Consider the following 21,074-nt stretch of genomic DNA (forward strand, 5'->3'; position numbering starts at 1 on the left):
GGCAAACGCGACCGTGGGCGGCGGGTAAAAGATCGGTCGGCCCCGGGAGGCGCCCCGGCGGTCAGTCCTCCAGACCCCAGCGGCCGCGGACGGCCCGGTCCAGCACCCCGAACAGCTGGTCGATCACGATCCCGATCACCAGGATGACGATCATGTAGGAGATCATGTCGGCGGTGTTGTTCAGCTCGCGGGCCTGCGACAGCAGCACGCCCAGCGAGGTGGTGCTGCCGATGATCACCAGCAGCTCGCCGGCCATCAGGCTGCGCCAGGCGAACGCCCAGCCCTGCTTGAGCCCCGCGATGAACGACGGCAGCGACGCGGGCAGCACCAGGTGCCGGTACAGGTTGAACCCGCGCAGCCCCATCACCTTCCCGGCGCGCAGCAGGATCGGCGGGGTGTAGTCGACGCCGGCGATCAGCCCGTTGGCGATGGACGGCGCCGCGCCGAGCACCACCACGAACAGGATCGCGCTCTCGCTCAGCTTGAACAGCAGGATGGCGAGCGGGAACCAGGCGATCGACGGCATCGTCTGCAGCCCGGTGATCAGCGAGCCGAACGCGCGGCGCAGCACCCGGAACTGCGACACCAGCGCGCCGACCACGACGCCGACCGCGATCGACAGCGCGAACCCGATGATCGCGCGCTGCATCGTCAGCGCCACGGCCTTCCAGAACCGCGACGAGGTGACCTGGTCCCACAGCACCGGGAAGGTGTCGCGGGGGCCGGGCAGCACCCACGGGTCCTTCCAGCCGCTCCAGACGACCGCCTGCCAGGCCAGCAGCGCGATCACGACGGCGGCGGCCATCGGCCAGAGGGCGGACCAGGTCCGCTGCAGCAGCCGCCGGCCGGTGCCGCCGCCGAGCTCCAGCGCGTCGAGGCCCGCGAGCTCGCGGTTCAGCCGGTCGGCCGTGCTCGCCGCCGGGGCGTCGCCGGTCGCGGCGACCTCGGGCGGCGCGTCGTTCCTGCTGGTCGTGTCATGCGCCATGGCGTCCGACCTCCTCGCGCAGCCGGTCGGTGATGGTCGCGGCGAGCGAGGCGACCTCGGGGGAGTCGATGCGGCGCGGCCGGTCCATCGGGACGGGGAACTCCTCGACGACCCGGCCCGGGCGGCTGCTGAGCAGCACCACCCGGTCGCCGAGCCGCACGGCCTCGCGGACGTTGTGCGTGACGAACAGCACCGACAGGGCGCGCTGCCGCCAGATCCGCTCGATCTCGTCGTGCAGCAGGTCGCGGGTCATCGCGTCGAGGGCGCCGAACGGCTCGTCCATCAGCAGGACGGTGCCCCGGCCGTCGCCGTCGCCGTCGTCCTCGGTCAGGGCGAGGGCGCGGGCGAGCGCGACGCGCTGCCGCATGCCGCCGGACAGCTGGTGCGGGCGCTTCCTCGCGAACCCGCCGAGGTGCACCGAGTCGAGCAGCTCGGCGGCGCGGGGCCGCCGGTCCGGGCGGGGGACGCCGCGCATCTTCAGCGCCAGCTCGATGTTCGCGGTGACGGTCAGCCACGGGAACAGCGCGGGCTCCTGGAACATCAGCGCGACGCGCGCGTCCTCGGTGTCGATCGTCCCGGCGCTGACCCTGTCGAGCCCGGCGACGAGGTTCAGCAGCGTGCTCTTGCCGCATCCGGACGCGCCGAGCAGGCAGACGAACTCGCCGGGCGCGACGTCCAGCGACACCTGGTCGAGCGCGAGCAGCCGGGTCTTCGCGGAACCGAACGCCTTGGAGACGCCACGAAGCCGGACCGCGGCGGCGGTCCGGCTCGGGGCGGCCGTGACGGCCTCTGTCATTTGTCGCTGACCTGTGCCTTCCCGCTCGCCTTGAGCACGTCGTTGAGGGGACCGAGGCTGTAGATCCCGTTCAGGTCGGTCTTCTGCAGCAGCCCGATCTGCTCGGCGTGCTGCGCGCCCGCGGTCAGCGAGGACGCGACCGGGTCGACGGTGAAGGTGATCGACTTGAACGCGGAGTCCAGGACGGCCGGCTTGAGCGGCTTGCCGCTCAGCTTGGTGAGGGCCTCGTTGGTGACCTTCTCGGCGTCGGCCTTGTTCTGGTTGATGTAGTCGGTGGCCTCGACGACGCCCTGCAGGAGCTTCTTCACCTCGTCCGGGTGCTTCTTCTCGAACTCCTGGCTGACGAGCAGGTTGGTGATGACGAACTTGCCGCCGGGCCACAGCGACGCCTCGTCCAGCAGCTTGACGCCCTTGTCCTCGAGGACCAGGCGGGAGGCGTAGGGCTCGGGGACCCAGGCGCCGTCGATGGTGCCCTGCTGGAAGGTCTGCAGGGTCTGCGCGTTCTCCTGCGGGACGATCTTGACGTCGCCGCTGCCGTCCTTGTTCGCGGTGAGGCCCTGCTGCTTGAGCCAGTAGCGGACGGCGACGTCCTGGGTGTTGCCGAGCTGCGGGGTGGCGATCTTCTTGCCCTTGAGGTCCTGGGCGCTCTTGATCCCCGGCTTGACGATCAGCGCGACGCCGCCGGACGCCGCGCCGGAGATGATGTGCACCGCCTTGCCGTGGGACTGCGCCCAGGCGTTGATGGACGGGTTCGGGCCGACGAAGGTCGCGTCGATCGCGCCGGAGAACAGCGCCTCGACGGCGGCGGGCCCGGCGTTGAAGGTGGCGGTCTTCGGCGCCTTGCCGAGGTGCTTGGCGAAGATGCCCTTCTCGACGCCGACGAGCGCGGTGGCGTGCGTGATGTTCGGGAAGTACCCGAGCCTGAGCTGGGTGTCCGCACCGGACTTCCCATCGCCGCCGTCGTCGCCACAGGCGCTGAGCGTCCCCGCGCCGGCCAGGACGATCAGTGCCGCGGCGGCCGCGCGCCATCGGAGTCTGCGATGCATTGTCAGTAATCCCTACTTACCAAGTGTGTTTGACGTGCTTAGTAGATAAGGTGGGCAATGATTTCGTCAAGTCGCTTGCGCGGCACGGTCGTGTAACGGCCGCGGCCGCCGAACGGCGAGCCAGTTGGGCGGTGGAGGGGGCGCGCGGGATAGGCTCGGTGACCGCACCGATCTGTCCCGTACCACCAGGGGGTTGCCCGTGTCGTCCATCGAGGCCGTACTCGCCCGGGAGATCCTTGACTCCCGCGGCAATCCGACCGTCGAGGTCGAGGTACTGCTCGCCGACGGGACCGAGGCCCGCGCCGCCGTCCCGAGCGGCGCCTCCACCGGGCAGTTCGAGGCCGTCGAGCTGCGCGACAAGGACGAGCGGTACGGCGGCAAGGGCGTCCGCAAGGCCGTCAAGGCCGTCAACGAGACCATCGACGAGAAGCTCGTCGGCTACCCCGCCTCCGACCAGCGGCTGATCGACCAGCTGCTGATCGACCTGGACGGCACGCCGGCCAAGTCCGAGCTCGGCGCCAACGCGATCCTCGGCGTCAGCCTCGCCGTCGCCAAGGCCGCCGCCGACTCCGCCGGGCTGCCGCTGTTCCGCTACGTCGGCGGGCCGAACGCGCACCTGCTGCCCGTCCCGATGATGAACATCCTGAACGGCGGCGCGCACGCCGACAGCAACGTCGACGTCCAGGAGTTCATGATCGCGCCGATCGGCGCGGCGACCTTCGCCGAGGCGCTGCGCTGGGGCGCCGAGACCTACCACGCGCTGAAGTCGGTGCTGAAGTCGCGCGGCCTGAACACCGGGCTCGGCGACGAGGGCGGGTTCGCGCCCGACCTGCCGAGCAACCGCGACGCGCTCGACCTGATCGTCGAGGCGATCGGCAAGGCCGGCTTCACCCCCGGCCGCGACATCGCGCTCGCCCTCGACGTCGCCGCCAGCGAGTTCCACGCCGACGGCCAGTACGCCTTCGAGGGCACCAAGCGCTCGTCCGACGACATGGCCGCCTACTACGGCGAGCTGCTCGGCAACTACCCGCTCGTCTCCATCGAGGACCCCCTCGACGAGGAGGACTGGACGGGCTGGGAGGGCCTCACCGCCGCCGTCGGCGACCGCGTCCAGATCGTCGGCGACGACCTGTTCGTCACCAACCCCGAGCGGCTCGGCCGCGGCATCAAGGCCGGCGCCGCGAACGCGCTGCTGGTCAAGGTCAACCAGATCGGCACGCTCAGCGAGACCCTCGACGCGGTGTCGCTCGCGCAGACCAGCGGCTACCGCTGCATGATGAGCCACCGGTCCGGCGAGACCGAGGACACCACGATCGCCGACCTCGCCGTCGCGACCAACTGCGGCCAGATCAAGACCGGCGCCCCGGCGCGCAGCGACCGCGTCGCCAAGTACAACCAGCTGCTGCGCATCGAGGAGCTGCTGGACGACGCGGCCCGCTACGCCGGCGCCGCCGCGTTCCCGCGCTTCGACGCGCAGGGCGCCTGACACGCCGATGTCCCGGGACGAGCGGGACGACCCCCGGGGGGACGGCTCCCCGGGGGCCGGCGCGCGCCGCACCAGCCCGGCGCTGACCAGCCGGGCCGCGATCCTCGCGGTGGTGATGTGCGCGATCGCGCTGAGCCTCGCCTACCCTGTGCGCGAGTACATCGCGCAGCGTAAGGAGATCTCCGATCTCCAGCGCAAGCAGGCCGCCTCCCGCAAAAAGGTCGACGAACTCGCCCAACGCAAGCGGCAGCTGGGCGACAAGTCGTACATTGAGCGTGAGGCGACGCGAAGGCTCCACTACTGCCGTCCGGACGTGACGTGCTACATCGTGCTGGACGGCGGCGGGGACGACGGGCGCAAGGCCCGCAGCGACGGCCCGGCGAGCCGGCCGCCGTGGTATGAGACGTTGTGGCGGTCCGTGGAGACCGCCGACAGGCCGCGCTGATCCCGCTCCGCGGCGGGGCGGGACGGGCGGCCGCGACCGGCGGGTGGGGCCGGGCGCGGGCGGGCCGGAGGCGCGGCAGGCCGACACGGATCGCGGGATCCGCGGGTGGGGACGGATGATCGACGAACGTTGCACAGGGGCATCCGGGGGAGCGCTCTCAGGCGCCGGGACCGGGACGGCCGCGACGGCCCGGACGGCGGGGGCGGCGGCCCCGGCGCGCGAGCCGCGGTCCGAACCGGCGTCCGAGCGGGACGTCGCGGCGGTGGCGGCGCAGCTCGGCCGGGAGCCGCGCGGCATCCGCGGGGTCGCCTACCGCTGCCCGTGCGGGCTGCCGGCGGTGCTGGAGACGGCGCCGCGGCTGCCCGACGGCACGCCGTTCCCGACGCTGTTCTACCTGACCTGCCCGAAGGCGGCGTCGGCGATCGGCACGCTGGAGGGGAGCGGCGCCATGCGGGAGATGCAGGCGCGGCTCGCCGACGACCCGGCGCTGAAGGCCGCGTACGCCGCCGCCCACGAGGACTACCTGCGGCGCCGTGACGCGGCGGCCCGCGAGGACGGCATCGAGCCGCTGCCGGAGGGCATGCAGAGCGCGGGCGGGATGCCCGAGCGGGTGAAGTGCCTGCACGCCCTCGTCGCGCACGAGCTGGCGGTGCCGGGCGGCAACCCGTTCGGCCGCGAGGCGCTGGCGGCGCTGCCCGAGTGGTGGCGCTCCGGCCCGTGCGTCTGCGCCGCCCCCGGCAAGGACGCCGCCCCGCAGAACGACCCTGCCGACCACGACGACCCTGCCGACCAGCACGACCCCGCAGCCCAGAAGGACACCGACGCCGAGGAGGCCAAGTGACGCGCGTCGCCGCCATCGACTGCGGGACCAACTCGGTCCGCCTGCTGATCGCCGACATCGCCGCCGGCCCGGACGGCGGCACGCTCACCGACGTCGAGCGCCGGATGGAGATCGTCCGGCTCGGCGAGGGCGTCGACGAGACCGGCCGGCTGTCGCCCGCCGCGCTGGAGCGGACGTTCACCGCGATGCGCGGGTACGCCGAGCTGATCGAGCGGCACGGGTCCGAGACCGGCGAGGGCCCGATCAAGACCCGGGTCGTCGCGACGAGCGCCACCCGCGACGCCGAGAACCGGGCCGACTTCGTCAGCGGCGTCGTCGACATCTTCGGCGTCGTCCCCGAGGTGATCAGCGGGGACGAGGAGGCGGAGCTGTCGTTCACCGGCGCCACCCGGGAGCTGGCGGCGCTGCGTCCGGCCCGCCCCTACCTGGTCGTCGACATCGGCGGCGGCTCCACCGAGTTCGTGCTGGGCAGCTCGTCGGTGACGGCGGCCCGGTCGGTCGACATCGGCTGCGTCCGGATGACCGAGCGGCACCTGCGCGACGGCGACCCGCCGTCCCCGGAGCAGATCTCCAACACGGTCGCCGACATCGACGCCGCGCTCGCCGAGGTGCGCCGCACGGTCCCGGTCGACGAGGCGCGCACGCTGGTCGGGCTCGCCGGGTCCGTCACGACGGTCTCCGGCATCGCGATGGACCTGCCGGAGTACGACTCGACCCGGATCCACCTGTCCCGGGTGACCGCCGCGCAGGTGCACGAGGTGACGCGGCGGCTGCTGCACGCGACGCGGGCCGAGCGCGCGGAGATCGGCGTCATGCACCCGGGCCGGGTGGACGTGATCGGCGCGGGCGCGCTGATCCTGGACCGGATCATGCGCGAGTACGGGTTCGGCGCGGTCGTGGTCAGCGAGCGCGACATCCTCGACGGGATCGCCTGGTCGCTGGTCTGACCCCGGGCCGTGCGCCCGGGCCGTGCGCCCGGGCCGTGCGCCCGGGTCAGCCCTTGAGGGCCGACAGCAGCGCGGGGATCAGCACCGCGTTCGGGTTCTGCTGCGGGACGTACAGGACCGGCGACGGGCTGCTGGCCTGCCGGATCCAGACCCGGCCGCCGTCGACGACGGCACCGGAGATCGACGTCCAGCTCAGCGACACCCGGTTGCCGCGCACGCCGCCCGGGTGGACGGTGAGGCCCTGCGCGACGTCCACCGACTCGCCGGCGCGGACGCGTCCGGCCAGCTCGGCGACCAGCCGCGGTTCCGCGCACGCCTGGCACAGCTGGATCAGCCGCCCCCAGACCGTCTCCGGCTCGACGGTCCCGCCCGCCTCGATGACGACCTCGACGCGCGGGCCGCCGTGGAACGGGTAGCGGCCGGCCTGGAAGATCCACCGGGTGCCGGGGGCCTGGCCGGATCCGGCCGGGATCTGCGCGGCCCAGTAGGCGACCCATTCGACGTGCGGCCACGCCAGCGCCGCCTGCCCGTACGCGACGCCCTGCTCGTCGGCGTGCAGGCGCAGCCCGTGCACGGTGGCGGCGACGCCCTGGACGGCGGCCGGCCCGCCCCACGAGGGCTGCCCGCCGTACCCGGCGTACTGCTCGGGCTGCTGCCGGTACCCCTGCTCTGACGTGCGGGGACGCGGCGGGCGGTCGGGTTCGGGGTTGAGGCGGTCGGTCCAGGTCCGGCCGTCCCACCAGCGCAGGCTGCCGGTTCCGTAGGGGTCGGGATACCAGCCCGGTTGCGACAAGGCATGCCTCCGCTCGGCAATGGCGCACGCCGGACGCCCCGCGTCCCCGACCGGCGGAACCGCATCGTACCGAGGGCCGTCGCCGGGGCGTGCGAGGATCGAGGGCATGACCGATGCCCGCGCGCCCTATGTGCCACCTGGGACGGGATGGCCTGACGACCCCGCCGCCCCGGACACGCCCGTCGCGCACGGCGCCGGCGAGGTGATCGAGCTCGCCGCCGGGGCGCCGGACCTCGCGGAGCTGTGCGCGCGGCAGTCGGTGTGCCGGGCCTGCGACCGGCTGGTGGAGTGGCGGGAGAAGGTCGCGGTGGAGCGGCGCCGCGCGTTCGCGAACGAGGAGTACTGGGGGCGGCCGATCCCCGGCTGGGGCGACCCGGAGCCGCGCATCCTGATCGTCGGGCTGGCGCCGGCGGCGCACGGCGGCAACCGCACCGGCCGGATCTTCACCGGCGACCGGTCGGGCGACTGGCTGTTCGCGTCGCTGCACCGGGTGGGGCTCGCGTCGCAGGCCACGAGCGTGCACGCGGCCGACGGGCAGCGGCTGATCGGCGCGCGGATGGCCGCGACCGTGCGGTGCGCCCCGCCCGACAACAAGCCGACGCCGCTGGAGCGCACGACGTGCCTGCCGTGGCTGGCGCGCGAGGTCGAGGACGTCGCCGGGAGCGTCCGCTGCATCGTGTGCCTCGGCGGGTTCGCGTGGCAGGGCGTGTGGCCGGCGCTGAAGCAGGCCGGATACGAGGTGCCGCGGCCGCGCCCGAAGTTCGGGCACGCCGCGGAGGTCGAGCTGGCGCCGCCGCCCTCGGCGGCCCGCCGGGATCCGGTGCTGCTGCTGGGGTGCTACCACCCGAGCCAGCAGAACACCTTCACCGGACGGGTCACCGAGGACATGCTCGACGCCGTCTTCGCCCGCGCCCGCGACTACGCCTAGCGCGCCGCGTCCGCGCGGTGGCGGGTCGCGTCCGCGCGGTGGCGGGTCGCGTCCCGCCTCACATCTTGCCGAGCTTGATCGGCGTGAGCCGGATCTGGCCCTGCTGGCAGACCGGGCCGCCGATCCAGCCGACGCTGAGGTACGTCGTCTGGTTGGGCGGGATGACGTGCAGCGCCCTGGCGGTGGGCTGGCACTGGGCGCCCTGGTCGTCGCCGTCGCCCGGGACGACGCCCCAGTGCAGCTGCTCGTAGGCGGACGCGCCGGCCGGGATCGTGATCGTGCGGGCGGTGCCCTCGCGGACGACCTTCGTCGGGAGCGCGCCGTTGGCGTTGGCGAGGCCGAGCCCGGACCAGCCGCCGGTCGTGCAGGCCGTCCCGGAGTTGTTCGTCAGCTGGAGCGTTCCGTACCGCTGCCCGGCGCCCGCGTCCCCGTTGGAGTACGCGGACGCGTGCAGGTCGGAGGTGGTGCAGTGGCGCGTCCCGGAGGCCCCGTTCGGCCGCTTCCCGGTGCCGGTTCCGGTGCCGGTCCCGGACGTGGTGGAGGTACCGCTTCCCCCGTGGGGTGCGCTAGTCTGTGACGATCCGCCGTCCTGGGTGGAGGAGCTGGGGCTGGCGCTGAAACTGGCGTCGCATCCGGTGAGGGCTGCGGCCAGTGCGGCGGCGGCCAGAGTTCCCCAGATGATTCGTTGCATGCTCGCGCATCCCCTTCGTGGTGGGAGTCGTCGACGGTGGGGCAGGGCCTTGGCCAAGCGGGCCCTGATGGGCGATGGCCGGCCCCTGTTCCCGGTCATCGCGCGAGGCCGCTTGGCGCCCCCGTCCGGCCCTGTCCCGGTCCGTCCTCTCTCTGGTGGGTACGTACGGTGAGATGCCGGGCCGTCCGGGGAAGTTCGCGCCTTCTGGCGATCTTTCCGGTGTGATGCGCTTGGCGTGATCCGCTGGCGTATGCGGGTATCGGTCCCGTTATGCCTTCCGAGCGCAAGCACATCGTGATCGTCGGCGGCGGCTACGTCGGCATGTACACGGCCCTGCGGCTGCAGAAGCGGCTGCGCGGCGAGCTGCGGCGCGGCGAGATCGCCGTCACCGTCATCGACCCCCAGTCCTACATGACCTACCAGCCGTTCCTGCCGGAGGCGGCGGCCGGGAACCTGGAACCGCGGCACGTCGTCGCGCCGCTGCGCCGCGTCCTGCCGCGCTGCCGGATCGTCAACGGCTACGTCACGAAGATCGATCACGCCTCGCGCAGCCTCACGGTCCGCCCCGCCGGCGCGCGGACCGCCGGGGTGCCGGAGCGGACGATCGGCTACGACCGGCTCGTGGTGGCGCTCGGCTCGATCTCCCGCACGCTGCCCATCCCGGGCCTCGCCGAGTGCGGGATCGGCTTCAAGACCGTCGAGGAGGCCATCTTCCTGCGCAACCACGTGCTGCACCAGCTCGACATCGCCGCCTCCAACCCCGACGACGAGGAGGTCCGCCGGCGGGCCCTGACGTTCGTGTTCGTCGGCGCCGGGTTCGCGGGCATCGAGGCGCTCGCCGAGCTGGAGGACCTGGCGCGCGACGCGTGCAGGTTCTATCCGGACCTCGACCCGTCCGACATGCGCTGGATGATGGTCGAGGCGACCGACCGGATCCTGCCGGAGGTCGGTCCCGAGATGGGGACGTGGACGACCGAGGCGCTGCGCCGCCGCGGCATCGAGGTGAAGCTGAAGACGCTGCTGAAGTCCGCGGAGAAGCGGCACATCGTGCTGAGCGACGGCGAGGAGTTCGACGCCGGCACCCTCGTCTGGACGGCCGGCGTGAAACCGCACCCCGTCGTCAAGGCCAGCGACCTGCCGCTGGACGACAAGAGCCGGATCAGGACGACCGACGAGCTGACCGTCGAGGGCCTCGACGGCGTCTACGCGGCCGGGGACAACGCGGCCGTCCCGGACCGGTCCGGCTTCGCCGAGTTCACCGCGCCGAACGCGCAGCACGCGGTGCGGCAGGCCAAGCGGCTCGGCGACAACATCGTGGCGGACCTGCGCGGCAAGCCCCGCAAGCCCTACCAGCACAAGTACGTCGGGTCCGTCGCGAGCCTCGGCCTGCACAAGGGCGTCGCGAACGTCTACGGGGTCAAGCTGCGCGGGCTGCCCGCGTGGGTCATGCACCGCACGTACCACCTGTCGCGGATGCCGACCGTCAACCGGAAGTTCCGCATCACCGCGGACTGGACGCTCGCGCTGTTCTTCCGGCGCGAGATCGTCTCGCTCGGCGAGCTGGAGTGGCCCCGGCAGGAGTTCGAGCTCGCGGCGGGCCGCACCACCGAGGACGCCTGAGGGCCGCGGCGGGACGTTCCCGGAGGCCGCGGCGCGCCCGGGGAGGCCGGGGCCGGCGGGGCCGGCGGGGCTCCGGCCCAGGTCGCGCCGCACGGCGGCACGCGCCCGGGTGCGTTCTCCTCGCCGTGTCGGGGGTCACCGTCCCGGTATGATGACGCCGCCCCTGTAGCCCAATGGCAGAGGCGGGCTCCCTAAAAGAGCCATTGTGTCGGTTCGAGTCCGACCAGGGGCACCCGTGCGCATCGATCAGCCCCTCGCCGCGGCCGGCGAGGGGCTGATCGCGCGTGGGATCTCTGCGCCAGTGTCGTGGCGGCTGCTCGGGCGCAGCGGCACGACGGCGGGGGCATCCGTTGGCGGGATCCCACCAGGTCCGTATGAAGTTCGACCGTATGCGGTTGTCCGGGCGGCTCGCGCGGCGCCGTCAGTAGTGGCGCTCGCGGCGCGCCCGCTCGTGCTCGCGGACGAGAGCGGCGGCGTAGCCGTGCGAGAGGTTGTGCTCGTCGGCCAGCCAGCTGCTCCGTTCCTCGCAGCGGGTGAACGAGGGACCGTTCTCGATCGTGGAGAACCACTCGGGGAGGTCACGTCCTGTGACCAACGGGATGCGGGCGATCAGCTTGCTGTGCGTCTCCGGCGAGTGGTTCAGTGACAATTGGCACCTCCAGGTCGCGGGGCTCTTCCTGGCACTCTGCAACACCGGCCCGTATGTGACAACCCCCTAACGGGGACCTATCTATTACGTTACGTAGATCATTCGTAACGGGGATGTCCTCCGGAAAAAAACGCAGGTGGCCCGCACCGGCGCCGGAGCGCTCGGTACGGGCCACCGAAGGGTGCTCGTCAGGAGAGCCGCTCCAGGACCATCGCCATGCCCTGGCCGCCGCCCACGCACATGGTCTCCAGCCCGAACTGCTTGTCGTGGAACTTCAGGCCGTTCACCAGCGTGGAGGTGATCCGGGCGCCGGTCATGCCGAACGGGTGGCCGACCGCGATCGCGCCGCCGTTGACGTTCAGCTTGTCGAGGTCGATGCCGAGGTCCTCGGCGGACGGCAGCACCTGCGCGGCGAACGCCTCGTTGATCTCCACGAGGTCGATGTCGCCGATGGTCATGCCGGCCTTGGCGAGGGCCTTGCGGGACGCCTCCACCGGGCCGAGGCCCATGATCTCGGGGGACAGGCCGGTGACGCCGGTCGACACGATCCGGGCCAGCGGCGTGAGGCCGAGCTCGGCGGCCTTGGTGTCGCTCATGATGACGACCGCGGCGGCGCCGTCGTTCAGCGGGCAGCAGTTGCCCGCGGTGACCGTCCCGTCCGGGCGGAACACCGGCTGCAGCTGCGACACCTTCTCGTAGGTGGTGCCGGGGCGGGGGCCGTCGTCCTTGGACACCACGGTGCCGTCGGGCAGGGTGACCGGGGTGATGTCCTTCTCCCAGAACCCGTTGGCGAGGGCCTTCTCCGCCAGGTTCTGCGAGCGGACGCCGAACTCGTCCTGCGCCTGCCGGCTGACGCCGCGCATCCCCGCGACGTTCTCGGCGGTCTGCCCCATCGCGATGTAGATGTCGGGGACCTGGTCGTCCTGGCGCGGGTCGTGCCACACGCCGGCGCCGCCCTCGGCGGTCTTGGCGGTGCGGGCCTGCGCGTCGGCGAACACCGGGTTCTGGGTGTCGGGCAGCCCGTCGCTGCTGCCCTTGGCGAACCGGCTGACGGTCTCCACGCCGGCCGAGATGATCACGTCCGCCTCGCCGGCCTTGATCGCGTGCAGCGCCATCCGGGTCGTCTGCAGCGAGGACGAGCAGTACCGGGTGATGGTCGCGCCGGGCACGTTGTCCCAGCCGAGCAGGACCGACACGACGCGGGCCATGTTGTAGCCCTGCTCGCCGCCGGGCAGCCCGCAGCCGAGCAGCAGGTCGTCGATCTGCGCGGGGTCCAGCTGGGGGACCTTCGCCATCGCGGCGGTGATCATCTGGGCGGTGAGGTCGTCGGGCCGGATGTCCTTCAGCGACCCCTTGAAGGCGCGTCCGATGGGCGAGCGCGCGGTGGCGACGATGACTGCCTCGGGCATGTGCGGGTCTCCTGTCTCAGCGGCCGTCTCCGGACCCCGGCGCGACCGTCGCGTGCGGACGGTGTTACTCGCCGGTCACGAGCAATCTAGCTCCCGCGCCGCACCCGCGCGCAACCCGGCCCCTCCGGCTGTGTTGACGGTGAGTCCAATAAGTATCCGCTTACTCACCTGGGCGAAGAGTCCCGGCCGCCCGGCCGCGTCAGGCGATGTCCGGAGCGACCGCCGGGGACGGCGGCGTGGGGTCGGCGGACGGCGCGGAACGGCGGCGCAGCAGCCGCGCCCACCGCCCCCGGGGACCCCGGTCGCGGCCCGCGACGGACGCCCCCGACACCTCCGTGCCGGACACCTCCGCGGCCTCCGCCGCCGCCAGGTACACCGGCAGCACGCCCTCGCCGAGCCGCGGATCGGGCAGCGCGTCCAGATCCGGCTCCAGGCCGAGCGCGTGCGCCATCGACGGCAGCACCGCCGCCGCGGCGGCGGCGTACCCCCGCGCGGACGGGTGGTACCGGTCCTCGCTGAACATCGAGATCGGGTCCGCGGCGAACTCGTGCCCCAGCAGGTCGCCCAGCGACACCGACCGCGCGCCGTGCTCCACCACCGCGATCGTCTGCGCCGCGGCCAGCTGCCGGCTCGCCCGCCGCGCGATCCACTTCAGCGGCTGCATCAGCGGCTTGATCGTGCCGAGGTCCGGGCACGTCCCGACGACCACCTGGCAGCCCGCGGCGCGCAGCCGCACCACCGCGTCCGATAAATACCGCACGGACGTGCCGGGCGGCACCCGGCCCGTCACGTCGTTCGAGCCGATCATGATGACGGCGAGGTCCGGGCTGACCTCCAGCGCCCGGTCCGTCTGGCCCGCCAGCTCGGCCGACCGCGCGCCCGAGCGCGCCACGTTCGTCATCCGGACGGGCCGCCCCGCGATCGCCGCAAGCCCCGAGGCCAGCATCGCCCCCGGCGTCTCCTCCGCGGTGTGCACGCCGAGCCCCGCCCCGGTCGAGTCGCCCAGCATCACCAGGGACAGCGGCGGGCCGGCGAACGCCCCGCCGTAGAGGCCGTCCGCCACCGGCGGATCCCCGTTCGGCGTCGCCTGGATGATCTTGCGGGCGAGCTTGGCCTCCGCCACCAGCAGCCCGAACGTGATGCCGCCGAGGGCCGTGATGCCCCCGCCTCCGTAGGCCGCGGCCGCCGCGATCCGGCGCGCCGTGAACGCTCTCAGCATGTTCCGTTGACCCTCCGTGATTGAGTTGTACCCCCGCGGGGGCCGTTCGATGCCCGCGGCCGCCGATCTCGGCTACCGTCGGTGCTGGGGCATCCCCCGACGCCGCGCCGGTTACCCTGCGTCACACGCTGCTGGAACGGGCGCGCGACCCGTTGAATTCCGACTCACTGAACGACAAGGACGTCGCGGTGCACGTACACGACTCGCTCGTCGAGCTGATGGGCAACACCCCTCTCGTTCGGCTGCGCAAGGTGACCGGCGGCCCGTCGAAGGACGGCGGCCCGCAGGTGCTGGCCAAGGTGGAGTACTTCAACCCCGGCGGCTCGGTGAAGGACCGCATCGCGGTCCGGATGATCGACGCCGCGGAGGAGTCCGGCGCGCTGAAGCCGGGCGGGACGATCGTCGAGCCGACGTCCGGCAACACCGGCGTCGGGCTGGCGATCGTCGCGCAGGAGCGCGGCTACAAGTGCGTCTTCGTCTGCCCTGACAAGGTCGCCAAGGACAAGGTGGACGTGCTGCGCGCGTACGGCGCGGAGGTCGTCGTCTGCCCGACGGCCGTCTCGCCGGAGCACCCCGACTCCTACTACTCGGTCTCCGACCGGCTCGCCGCCGAGATCCCCGGCGCGTGGAAGCCGAACCAGTACACCAACCCGCAGAACCCGGTGTCGCACTACGAGACGACCGGCCCGGAGCTGTGGGAGCAGACCGAGGGCCGCATCACCCACTTCGTCGCGGGCATCGGCACCGGCGGCACCATCAGCGGCACCGGCAAGTACCTCAAGGAGGTGTCCGGCGGCCGCGTGAAGATCATCGGCGCCGACCCGGAGGGCTCGGTGTACTCGGGCGGCTCGGGCCGCCCCTACCTGACCGAGGGCGTCGGCGAGGACATCTGGCCGGAGACCTACGACCGCGACATCTGCGACGACGTCATCGCCGTCTCCGACAAGGACTCCTTCCTGATGACCCGCCGCCTCGCCCGCGAGGAGGCCCTGCTCGTCGGCGGCTCCTGCGGGATGGCGGTCGTCGCCGCCCTCCGCGTCGCCGCCACGGCCGGCCCGGACGCGGTCATCGTCGTCCTGCTGCCCGACGGCGGCCGCGGCTACCTCAGCAAGATCTTCAACGACAGCTGGATGGAGGACTACGGCTTCCTGCCGTCCTCCACCGAAGAGGCCCGCGTGGACGAGGTGCTGACCCGCAAGGGCGGGGCGCTGCCGGAGTTCGTGCACGTCCACCCGCACGAGAGCGTGCAGACCGCCATCTCGATCATGCGCGAGTACGAGGTGTCGCAACTGCCGGTGATGAAGGAGGAGCCGCCGGTGATGGCGGCCGAGGTGATCGGCTCGGTCGTGGAGAGCGAGCTGCTGGACGTCCTCGTGAAGGAGCGCTCCGGCCTGCTGGACGCGGTCGAGGCGCACATGTCCCCGCCGCTGCCGACGATCGGCTCCGGCGAGCCGGTGAGCAAGGCCGTCGGCGTCCTGGAGAAGTCGGGCGCGGCCGTCGTCCTCGTGGACGGCAAGCCGAAGGGCCTCATCACCCGCCAGGACCTCCTCGCCTACCTGGCCGACGCCGGCAACTGACCCACGCCCGCGCCACCGCAGCCCGGGAACGGCCGAACCACCGGCCTCCTGGCCACGCGGGCTTCCCCGCCCTGGACGCGGCGAAGCGCCGGGGACCGTTTGGTCCTCGGCGCTTCGCCTTGGAAGGAACCGGATTGCGGGGCCGCGGCCCGTGGGCGGCATTTCTGACCGGGGCTCCGCAATCCGGCGTCTGCGGGGGCCTCCGTCCTAGGACGGGCGGCCCGTGCCGACGTACTGGTCCTGCATAGGGTCGGGGCGTCCGAGCTTCTTCTTCGGCTCGTCGCCGTGGCCCGGCCACCAGGCCCGGTGGCCCAGCATCGCGGTGATGCCCGGCACCAGGAACGTCGACATCACGAAGGCCGACAGCGCGATGCCCATCGCGACGGAGAAGCCCATCTGCTTGAGCATGGACACCGGCGCCAGCAGCATCACCGAGAAGGTGCCGGCCAGGATGAGGCCCGCCGCGGCGACCGTCGGGCCGCCGTGCCGGACGGCGCGGGACGCCGCCTCCCGGGGGGAGTACCCCTCCTTGGCCTCCTCGCGCAGCCGCGCGGTCATCAGGATGTTGTAGTCGGTCCCGATGGCCAGCACGAACAGGTAGAGGATGATCGGCAGCTGGAAGATCACGCCCTCCTTGCCCTGCGCGTACTGGAAGACGTACACCGCGGAGCCGAGCGTGGAGGCGAAGCCGAGCAGCACCGCCACGACCAGGTAGAGCGGCGCGACCACCGACCGCAGCAGCAGCGCCAGGATCAGCGCGATCAGCACCGCCGCCACCGGCAGGATCACCGACAGGTCGCGGTTGTTGACGGCGTTGATGTCGGCGTAGGTCGCCGTCGGGCCGCCGACGTAGGCGCGCGTCCCGGGCGGTGCGATCTTGTGCACGGCCGGCGCCAGGTCGTTCTTGACCAGGCTGATCGCGTCGTTGGAGGCCGGGTTCTTCTTCAGCACCAGGTCGACCCGGGCGACGCCGTTCTTGCCGGGCTCGGCCGGGTTGACGCGCCCGACGCCGGGCGCGGTCTCGGCCTTCTTCGAGAACTCGGCGAGCTGCTGCTTGCCGACCGGCTGCCCGTTCGCGCTCTTGATGAACACCTGGACGGGCTGGGTGAGGCCGGGCGGGAAGCCCCGCTCCATGTCCTTGGTGGCTTGCGCGGACTCGGTGTCCTGCGGGAACCCGGCGGCGAAGTCGTAGTCGGACTTGAAGCCGAGCGCGCCGATGGCGAGCACGACCATGACGCCGCCCGCGGCCAGCGCGGCGACCGCCGGGTGGCGGCCGACGCCGCGGCCGATCGCGCCGGAGACCCGCTCCTTGGGCTGCTTCTTCCAGGCCTTGGACGGCCAGAACACCGCGGTGCCGAGCAGCGACACGATCGCAGGGAACAGGGTCAGCGAGGTGATGCCCATGGTGACGACGGAGATCGCGAGGGCCGGGCCCCAGGCGCTGAACACGCCGAACGTCGCGAGCAGCAGGACCAGGAAGGTGACGGCGATGGCGGCGGCGGCCGAGGAGATGACCTCGCCGACCCGCTCCACCGCGTGGATCATCGCGGTCTTCTTGTCCTCGCCGGCCCGCAGCCGCTCGCGGAACCGGAACATCACGAACAGGTAGTAGTCGGCGCCGATGCCGAACAGCACGATGAGGATGATGGTGCTGAGACTGTCGTCGCCGGAGAAGCCGAACAGCTTCGAGGCGGTGCCGATGAGGCCCATCGCGACCTGCATCGTCAGCATGATCACGACGATCGGCAGCACCGCGGCGATCGGCGCCCGGAAGATCACCAGGATCAGCCCGATGATCAGTACGAAGGTGGCGATGCCGACGATCTCGAAGGACTTGTTGAACGAGTCCTCGTTGTCGACGAAGCCGGCGACGTCACCGCCGACCTTGGCCTCCAGGCCGCTGCCCTTCAGCAGCGTCGGCAGCTGCTTGCGTATCTCCTTGACCGCGTCGCCCTGCTTCTCGCTGGCCGCCTGGTCGGTGCCCTTCATCGGGACGGAGATGACCTGGACGGCCTTGTTGGGCGCCACCAGCTGCTGGCCGGTGAGGAAGTTGAGCACGGTGGCCGGCTTGTGCGCGTTCATGGACGCGGCGGCCTTGTCGATCACCCGGGTGTCCGCCGGGGTGATCTTCCCTCCGTCCGAGCGCTTGACGACGACGATGGAGGAGGTGTCCTCCTGCTGCGGGAACGCCTTTTGGGCGATCTTGGCCGCCTGCACCGACTCGTACTTGGAGGGCAGGAAGTCGCCCTGGTCGGACTCGGTGGACAGCTTGGGGGACAGCGTGATGATGAGACCGGCGGCCACCAACCAGGCCACGATGGTCCACCATGGGTGTCTCACGACGAAGCGCGCGAGCCGAGCGAACATGCGTCTTCCTTAAATAAAGGGTCAACTCGGGATACTCGTTAAACGGTAGGGAACGCTCGCGCTCCTGCCGTCAACCCGCGTGCTGAAATGGGGGCTGATACCTCCGGGGGAGCTCCTCCTCCCAGAGGAGGGGCGGAGGGTGGATAGCCTCGTACCCATGGACAACGAGGTTCACCGGGGGTTCGAGACCCTGGCCATCCACGCGGGACAGGAGCCCGACCCCGCCACGGGGGCGGTCGTCCCGCCGATCTACCAGGTCTCCACGTACAAGCAGGACGGGATCGGGGGGCTGCGCGGCGGCTACGAGTACTCCCGATCGGCCAATCCGACGCGTACCGCGCTGGAGGTATGCCTCGCCGAGATCGAGGCGGGGGCGCGCGGGCTGGCGTTCGCGTCGGGGCTCGCCGCCGAGGACGCGCTCATCCGCACCGTCTGCAAACCCGGCGACCATGTGATCATCCCGAACGACGCCTACGGCGGCACCTACCGCCTCTTCGCGAAGGTCGCCGAGCCGTGGGGCGTCTCGTTCGACCCGGTGCCGCTCGGGGACGCGGCGGCCGTGCGCGCGGCGATCCGTCCCGAGACGAAGCTGATCTGGGTGGAGACGCCGACGAACCCGCTGCTCGGCATCGCCGACATCGCCATGCTCGCGGGCATCGCGCACGACGCGGGCGCGCTGCTCGCGGTCGACAACACCTTCGCCTCGCCCTACCTGCAGCGGCCCCTGGAGCTCGGTGCGGACGTCGTGGTGCATTCCACCACCAAGTACATGGGCGGGCACTCCGACGTCGTCGGCGGGGCGCTGATCGTCGCGGACGGCGGGCTCGGCGAGCGCCTGGCGTTCCACCAGAACGCGATGGGCGCCGTCGCGGGCCCGTTCGACGCCTGGCTGACGCTGCGCGGGATCAAGACGCTCGGCGTCCGGATGGACCGGCACTGCGCCAACGCCGAGAAGGTCGTGGAGCTGCTCACCCGGCACCCGGCCGTCCGGGAGGTGCTCTACCCGGGGCTGCCCGACCACCCCGGCCACGAGGTCGCCGCCAAGCAGATGCGGGCGTTCGGCGGCATGGTCTCGTTCCGGATGGACTCGGAGGACGCCGCCGTCCGGGTGTGCGAGCGGACGAAGCTGTTCACGCTCGGCGAGTCGCTCGGCGGCGTCGAGTCCCTGATCGAGCACCCCGGCCGGATGACCCACGCGTCGGCCGCCGGGTCGCCGCTGGAGGTCCCGGGCGACCTGGTCCGGCTGTCGGTCGGCATCGAGGACGCCGACGACCTCCTCCGCGATCTGGAGCTCGCCCTGGGGTAACGTTCCGACCTGCGAAGACGCCCCCGTCCGCGCGGACGGGGGCGTCGCCGTGCCGGAGGGCGAAAACCCCGAACGCCCCATGCTTCCCGCAAGGCACGTGATCAAACATCTATACTCAGCCCGCCAGGTTCGTTCACGAAGGGGCCCGGGGTGCGCAAAGTACTGGTCAGTGGGGCGGCGTTCGCCGCGACGTGTGTCTCCGCCGTAGCCGTGCCGATGGCCGCCCAGGCCACCACTCCCGGCCCGAGCCCCACGCCGTCGGTGTCGGCCCCGTCGGACGTCCCCACGGACGCCCCCGGATCCGACGCCCCCACCGGTCCCTCCGGCAGCGGCGCGCCCGGCACCGGGTCGCCGTCCGGCACGCCGTCGTCGCAGGCCCCCGACGGGGAGCCGCAGGGCACCGCCGGCGGCACCGACGGCGTCGTCCGCGCCAAGGCCGTCATGGTGACGCCCAAGCTCCCCCGGTTCGCGACGTACAGCTACGGGCCGTCCGCGAGCCAGCGCGTCGACGCCTACTGGCAGCCGACGCCCGCCCAGCGGGCCAAGGCCCGCGGCGCCAAGCGCGCCCCCGCCGGCGCCGCAGGCGCGCAGACCGCGGCCCGGCCCGGCGTGCTGATCATCCACGGCGGGTACTGGCTGGGCGGCAGCAAGGACAGCTGGAAGTACTTCGCGCGGAGGCTGAGCGACGCCGGCTACGTCGTCCTGTCGGCGAACTACCGGCTCGCGCCGAAGGCGCAGTGGCCGGCGCAGCGCGACGACGCCCTCGGCGCCCTCCGGTTCATGAAGAAGCACGCCCGCACGTGGAACCTCGACCCCGACCGCATCGTCGTGCTCGGCTCGTCGTCCGGCGGGCAGCTCGCGACGCAGATCGGCACCCACGGGACCGGCACCGATCTCGTCCGCGGCGTCGTGGCCCTGTCGCCGCCGAACAACCCGTTCCTCGCCTACAAGGACGGCGCGCTGCTCGACGCCTCGTCCCGGCAGCGCAAGCTGCGCCAGGCCGTCGTCGACCTCGTCCACTGCGTGCCCGGCTCGGCGGAGGAGACCGCCGAGGCCGCCGACTGCTGGAAGCGCGTCGAGGACGCCGACACCACCACCCACGCGTCCGCCGGCGACGCGCCGATGCTGCTGCTGCACGCCACCGGCGACTTCGTGCCGGTGACGCAGAGCCAGGGCCTCGCGAGCGCGCTGCGCGCCGCGGGCGTCCAGGTCAAGGTGCAGACGGTCGACGGTGTCATGCACGCCTCGGACATGCTGAACGTCCCCGGCGTCACGCCCGAGATCATGCAGTGGATCAAGGCGCACACGAAGGCGCGCCCCTGACCCCGGCGGGACGCGCCCCGCGCGACGTCAGGCGTTCCAGACCATCAGGACGAGGATCACCAGCCAGATCAGCGCGATGACGCCGGAGATGGCGGCGATGCGTCCGCGCTCCACCTGGGCGACCTCGCCGGCCGCGGGCCTCGCCGCCACCGGCGTCTCCCCGGTGGTCTTCGCGGCGCCCGACTCGCCGCCGTCCTCGGCCTCGGCGGCCGCCTCGGCCTCCGCCTGGGGCGCGGCCGCCGCGACCGCCGCCGGCGCGGGGCCCGCCTCGTCCAGCAGCTTCGCGGCCTTCCGCTGGTCCCGCTCGACGATCAGCAGCAGCACCAGCGCCACGATGAACAGCGTCATCGACGCCGACAGCCACACGTGCGCGAGCTCGCCCTTCGCCAGCCACAGCCCGAACAGGAAGATCAGCAGCGTGCCCGCGCCGTAGATCTGCGTCGTGCGGTTGAGGTACCGCACCACCGTGGCGTTGCGGTGGCGGATGTAGCGCGGCGTGGACATCGTCGCGGCGGTCAGCGGGCCCAGCGTGAAGATCGCGAACCCGATGTGCAGGATGAGCAGGATGCGGTCGGAGGTCGACATGTGCCGACCCTAGCCCCCGGCGTGCCGGGGCGCCGCGCCACCGGCGGCCCTGGCCCGGCGG

Annotated in this window: 19 protein-coding genes and 1 tRNA gene; 10 read left to right on the forward strand and 10 right to left on the reverse strand. The window is 72.4% G+C overall.

From position 1 onward, the window contains the following. Window positions 1-61: 61 nt before the first annotated feature. Genes F9B16_RS22930 through F9B16_RS22940 form a run of 3 tightly spaced genes read right to left on the reverse strand, consistent with a single transcriptional unit; the run spans window position 62 to window position 2,827 of the window. Window positions 62-985, reverse strand: coding sequence for an ABC transporter permease (locus F9B16_RS22930; RefSeq protein ID WP_151542166.1), 924 nt, complete (start codon window positions 983-985; stop codon window positions 62-64). Then, entirely contained in the window at window positions 975-1,781 is an 807-nt protein-coding gene (locus tag F9B16_RS22935; RefSeq protein WP_151542167.1) for an ABC transporter ATP-binding protein, read from the reverse strand. The genes F9B16_RS22930 and F9B16_RS22935 overlap by 11 nt, the downstream gene beginning before the upstream one ends. Continuing rightward, complete coding sequence (locus F9B16_RS22940) at window positions 1,778-2,827, reverse strand: ABC transporter substrate-binding protein (protein WP_151542168.1); 1,050 nt, start codon at window positions 2,825-2,827, stop codon at window positions 1,778-1,780. The genes F9B16_RS22935 and F9B16_RS22940 overlap by 4 nt, the downstream gene beginning before the upstream one ends. Before the next feature lie 199 nt (window positions 2,828-3,026). Here F9B16_RS22940 and eno point away from each other — a divergent pair, with 199 nt between their 5' ends. From eno to F9B16_RS22960, 4 genes are all read left to right on the forward strand, one after another. Beyond that, window positions 3,027-4,313 (forward strand): phosphopyruvate hydratase, encoded by a 1,287-nt coding sequence (gene eno, locus F9B16_RS22945; protein ID WP_151542169.1) that lies wholly within the window; start codon window positions 3,027-3,029, stop codon window positions 4,311-4,313. Window positions 4,314-4,320: 7 nt separating this feature from the next. Continuing rightward, complete coding sequence (locus tag F9B16_RS22950) at window positions 4,321-4,758, forward strand: FtsB family cell division protein (RefSeq protein WP_151542170.1); 438 nt, start codon at window positions 4,321-4,323, stop codon at window positions 4,756-4,758. A gap of 115 nt (window positions 4,759-4,873) precedes the next feature. Next, complete coding sequence (locus F9B16_RS22955) at window positions 4,874-5,599, forward strand: DUF501 domain-containing protein (RefSeq protein ID WP_151542171.1); 726 nt, start codon at window positions 4,874-4,876, stop codon at window positions 5,597-5,599. Next, window positions 5,596-6,546, forward strand: a complete 951-nt coding sequence (locus tag F9B16_RS22960; protein ID WP_151542172.1) for a Ppx/GppA phosphatase family protein — start codon at window positions 5,596-5,598, stop codon at window positions 6,544-6,546. The genes F9B16_RS22955 and F9B16_RS22960 overlap by 4 nt, the downstream gene beginning before the upstream one ends. A gap of 46 nt (window positions 6,547-6,592) precedes the next feature. Here F9B16_RS22960 and F9B16_RS22965 read toward each other — a convergent pair whose 3' ends face one another. After that, the gene (locus F9B16_RS22965) at window positions 6,593-7,339 is read right to left on the reverse strand and encodes a DUF2510 domain-containing protein (protein WP_225991872.1); all 747 of its coding nucleotides are present in this window, start codon (window positions 7,337-7,339) and stop codon (window positions 6,593-6,595) included. A 106-nt stretch (window positions 7,340-7,445) separates the two neighbouring features. Between F9B16_RS22965 and F9B16_RS22970 the strand changes: the two genes are divergently transcribed. Further along, window positions 7,446-8,267 carry a uracil-DNA glycosylase gene (locus tag F9B16_RS22970; RefSeq protein ID WP_151542174.1) on the forward strand — a complete coding sequence of 274 codons (822 nt, stop codon included), beginning with the start codon at window positions 7,446-7,448 and terminating at the stop codon, window positions 8,265-8,267. Window positions 8,268-8,325: 58 nt separating this feature from the next. On the opposite strand, the gene F9B16_RS22975 is transcribed toward F9B16_RS22970, so the two are convergent. After that, window positions 8,326-8,958 carry a DUF4232 domain-containing protein gene (locus tag F9B16_RS22975; protein WP_192808948.1) on the reverse strand — a complete coding sequence of 211 codons (633 nt, stop codon included), beginning with the start codon at window positions 8,956-8,958 and terminating at the stop codon, window positions 8,326-8,328. 270 nt (window positions 8,959-9,228) lie between these two features. Between F9B16_RS22975 and F9B16_RS22980 the strand changes: the two genes are divergently transcribed. Together F9B16_RS22980 and F9B16_RS22985 are read left to right on the forward strand one after the other, a co-directional pair. Beyond that, on the forward strand, window positions 9,229-10,578 hold the full coding sequence (locus F9B16_RS22980; protein ID WP_151542176.1) for an NAD(P)/FAD-dependent oxidoreductase: 1,350 nt from the start codon (window positions 9,229-9,231) through the stop codon (window positions 10,576-10,578). 159 nt (window positions 10,579-10,737) lie between these two features. Next, window positions 10,738-10,810, forward strand: a tRNA-Leu gene (locus F9B16_RS22985). Window positions 10,811-10,999: 189 nt separating this feature from the next. Here the strand turns inward: F9B16_RS22985 and F9B16_RS22990 are convergent. The 3 genes from F9B16_RS22990 to F9B16_RS23000 form a co-directional block, all read right to left on the reverse strand. Further along, on the reverse strand, window positions 11,000-11,227 hold the full coding sequence (locus tag F9B16_RS22990) for a DUF4287 domain-containing protein (RefSeq protein ID WP_151542177.1): 228 nt from the start codon (window positions 11,225-11,227) through the stop codon (window positions 11,000-11,002). A gap of 188 nt (window positions 11,228-11,415) precedes the next feature. Further along, on the reverse strand, window positions 11,416-12,636 hold the full coding sequence (locus F9B16_RS22995; protein ID WP_151542178.1) for an acetyl-CoA C-acetyltransferase: 1,221 nt from the start codon (window positions 12,634-12,636) through the stop codon (window positions 11,416-11,418). A gap of 199 nt (window positions 12,637-12,835) precedes the next feature. Then, on the reverse strand, window positions 12,836-13,855 hold the full coding sequence (locus F9B16_RS23000) for an SGNH/GDSL hydrolase family protein (protein ID WP_151542179.1): 1,020 nt from the start codon (window positions 13,853-13,855) through the stop codon (window positions 12,836-12,838). Between the two features lie 188 nt (window positions 13,856-14,043). Here F9B16_RS23000 and F9B16_RS23005 point away from each other — a divergent pair, with 188 nt between their 5' ends. Further along, entirely contained in the window at window positions 14,044-15,432 is a 1,389-nt protein-coding gene (locus tag F9B16_RS23005) for a cystathionine beta-synthase (RefSeq protein ID WP_151542190.1), read from the forward strand. 207 nt (window positions 15,433-15,639) lie between these two features. On the opposite strand, the gene F9B16_RS23010 is transcribed toward F9B16_RS23005, so the two are convergent. Next, window positions 15,640-17,748 carry an MMPL family transporter gene (locus tag F9B16_RS23010; RefSeq protein WP_225991873.1) on the reverse strand — a complete coding sequence of 703 codons (2,109 nt, stop codon included), beginning with the start codon at window positions 17,746-17,748 and terminating at the stop codon, window positions 15,640-15,642. Between the two features lie 208 nt (window positions 17,749-17,956). On the opposite strand from F9B16_RS23010, the gene F9B16_RS23015 reads away from it, so the two are divergent. Both F9B16_RS23015 and F9B16_RS23020 read left to right on the forward strand, forming a co-directional pair. Next, window positions 17,957-19,105, forward strand: coding sequence for a cystathionine gamma-synthase (locus F9B16_RS23015; RefSeq protein ID WP_151542181.1), 1,149 nt, complete (start codon window positions 17,957-17,959; stop codon window positions 19,103-19,105). 150 nt (window positions 19,106-19,255) lie between these two features. After that, window positions 19,256-20,428, forward strand: a complete 1,173-nt coding sequence (locus F9B16_RS23020) for an alpha/beta hydrolase (RefSeq protein ID WP_225991874.1) — start codon at window positions 19,256-19,258, stop codon at window positions 20,426-20,428. A gap of 27 nt (window positions 20,429-20,455) precedes the next feature. Here F9B16_RS23020 and F9B16_RS23025 read toward each other — a convergent pair whose 3' ends face one another. Then, window positions 20,456-21,013 carry a hypothetical protein gene (locus F9B16_RS23025; RefSeq protein WP_151542182.1) on the reverse strand — a complete coding sequence of 186 codons (558 nt, stop codon included), beginning with the start codon at window positions 21,011-21,013 and terminating at the stop codon, window positions 20,456-20,458. Between the last annotated feature and the right edge of the window lie 61 nt (window positions 21,014-21,074).

Origin of the sequence: Actinomadura montaniterrae (genome assembly GCF_008923365.1) — a bacterium.
In the GTDB taxonomy this organism is placed as follows: domain Bacteria; phylum Actinomycetota; class Actinomycetes; order Streptosporangiales; family Streptosporangiaceae; genus Spirillospora; species Spirillospora montaniterrae.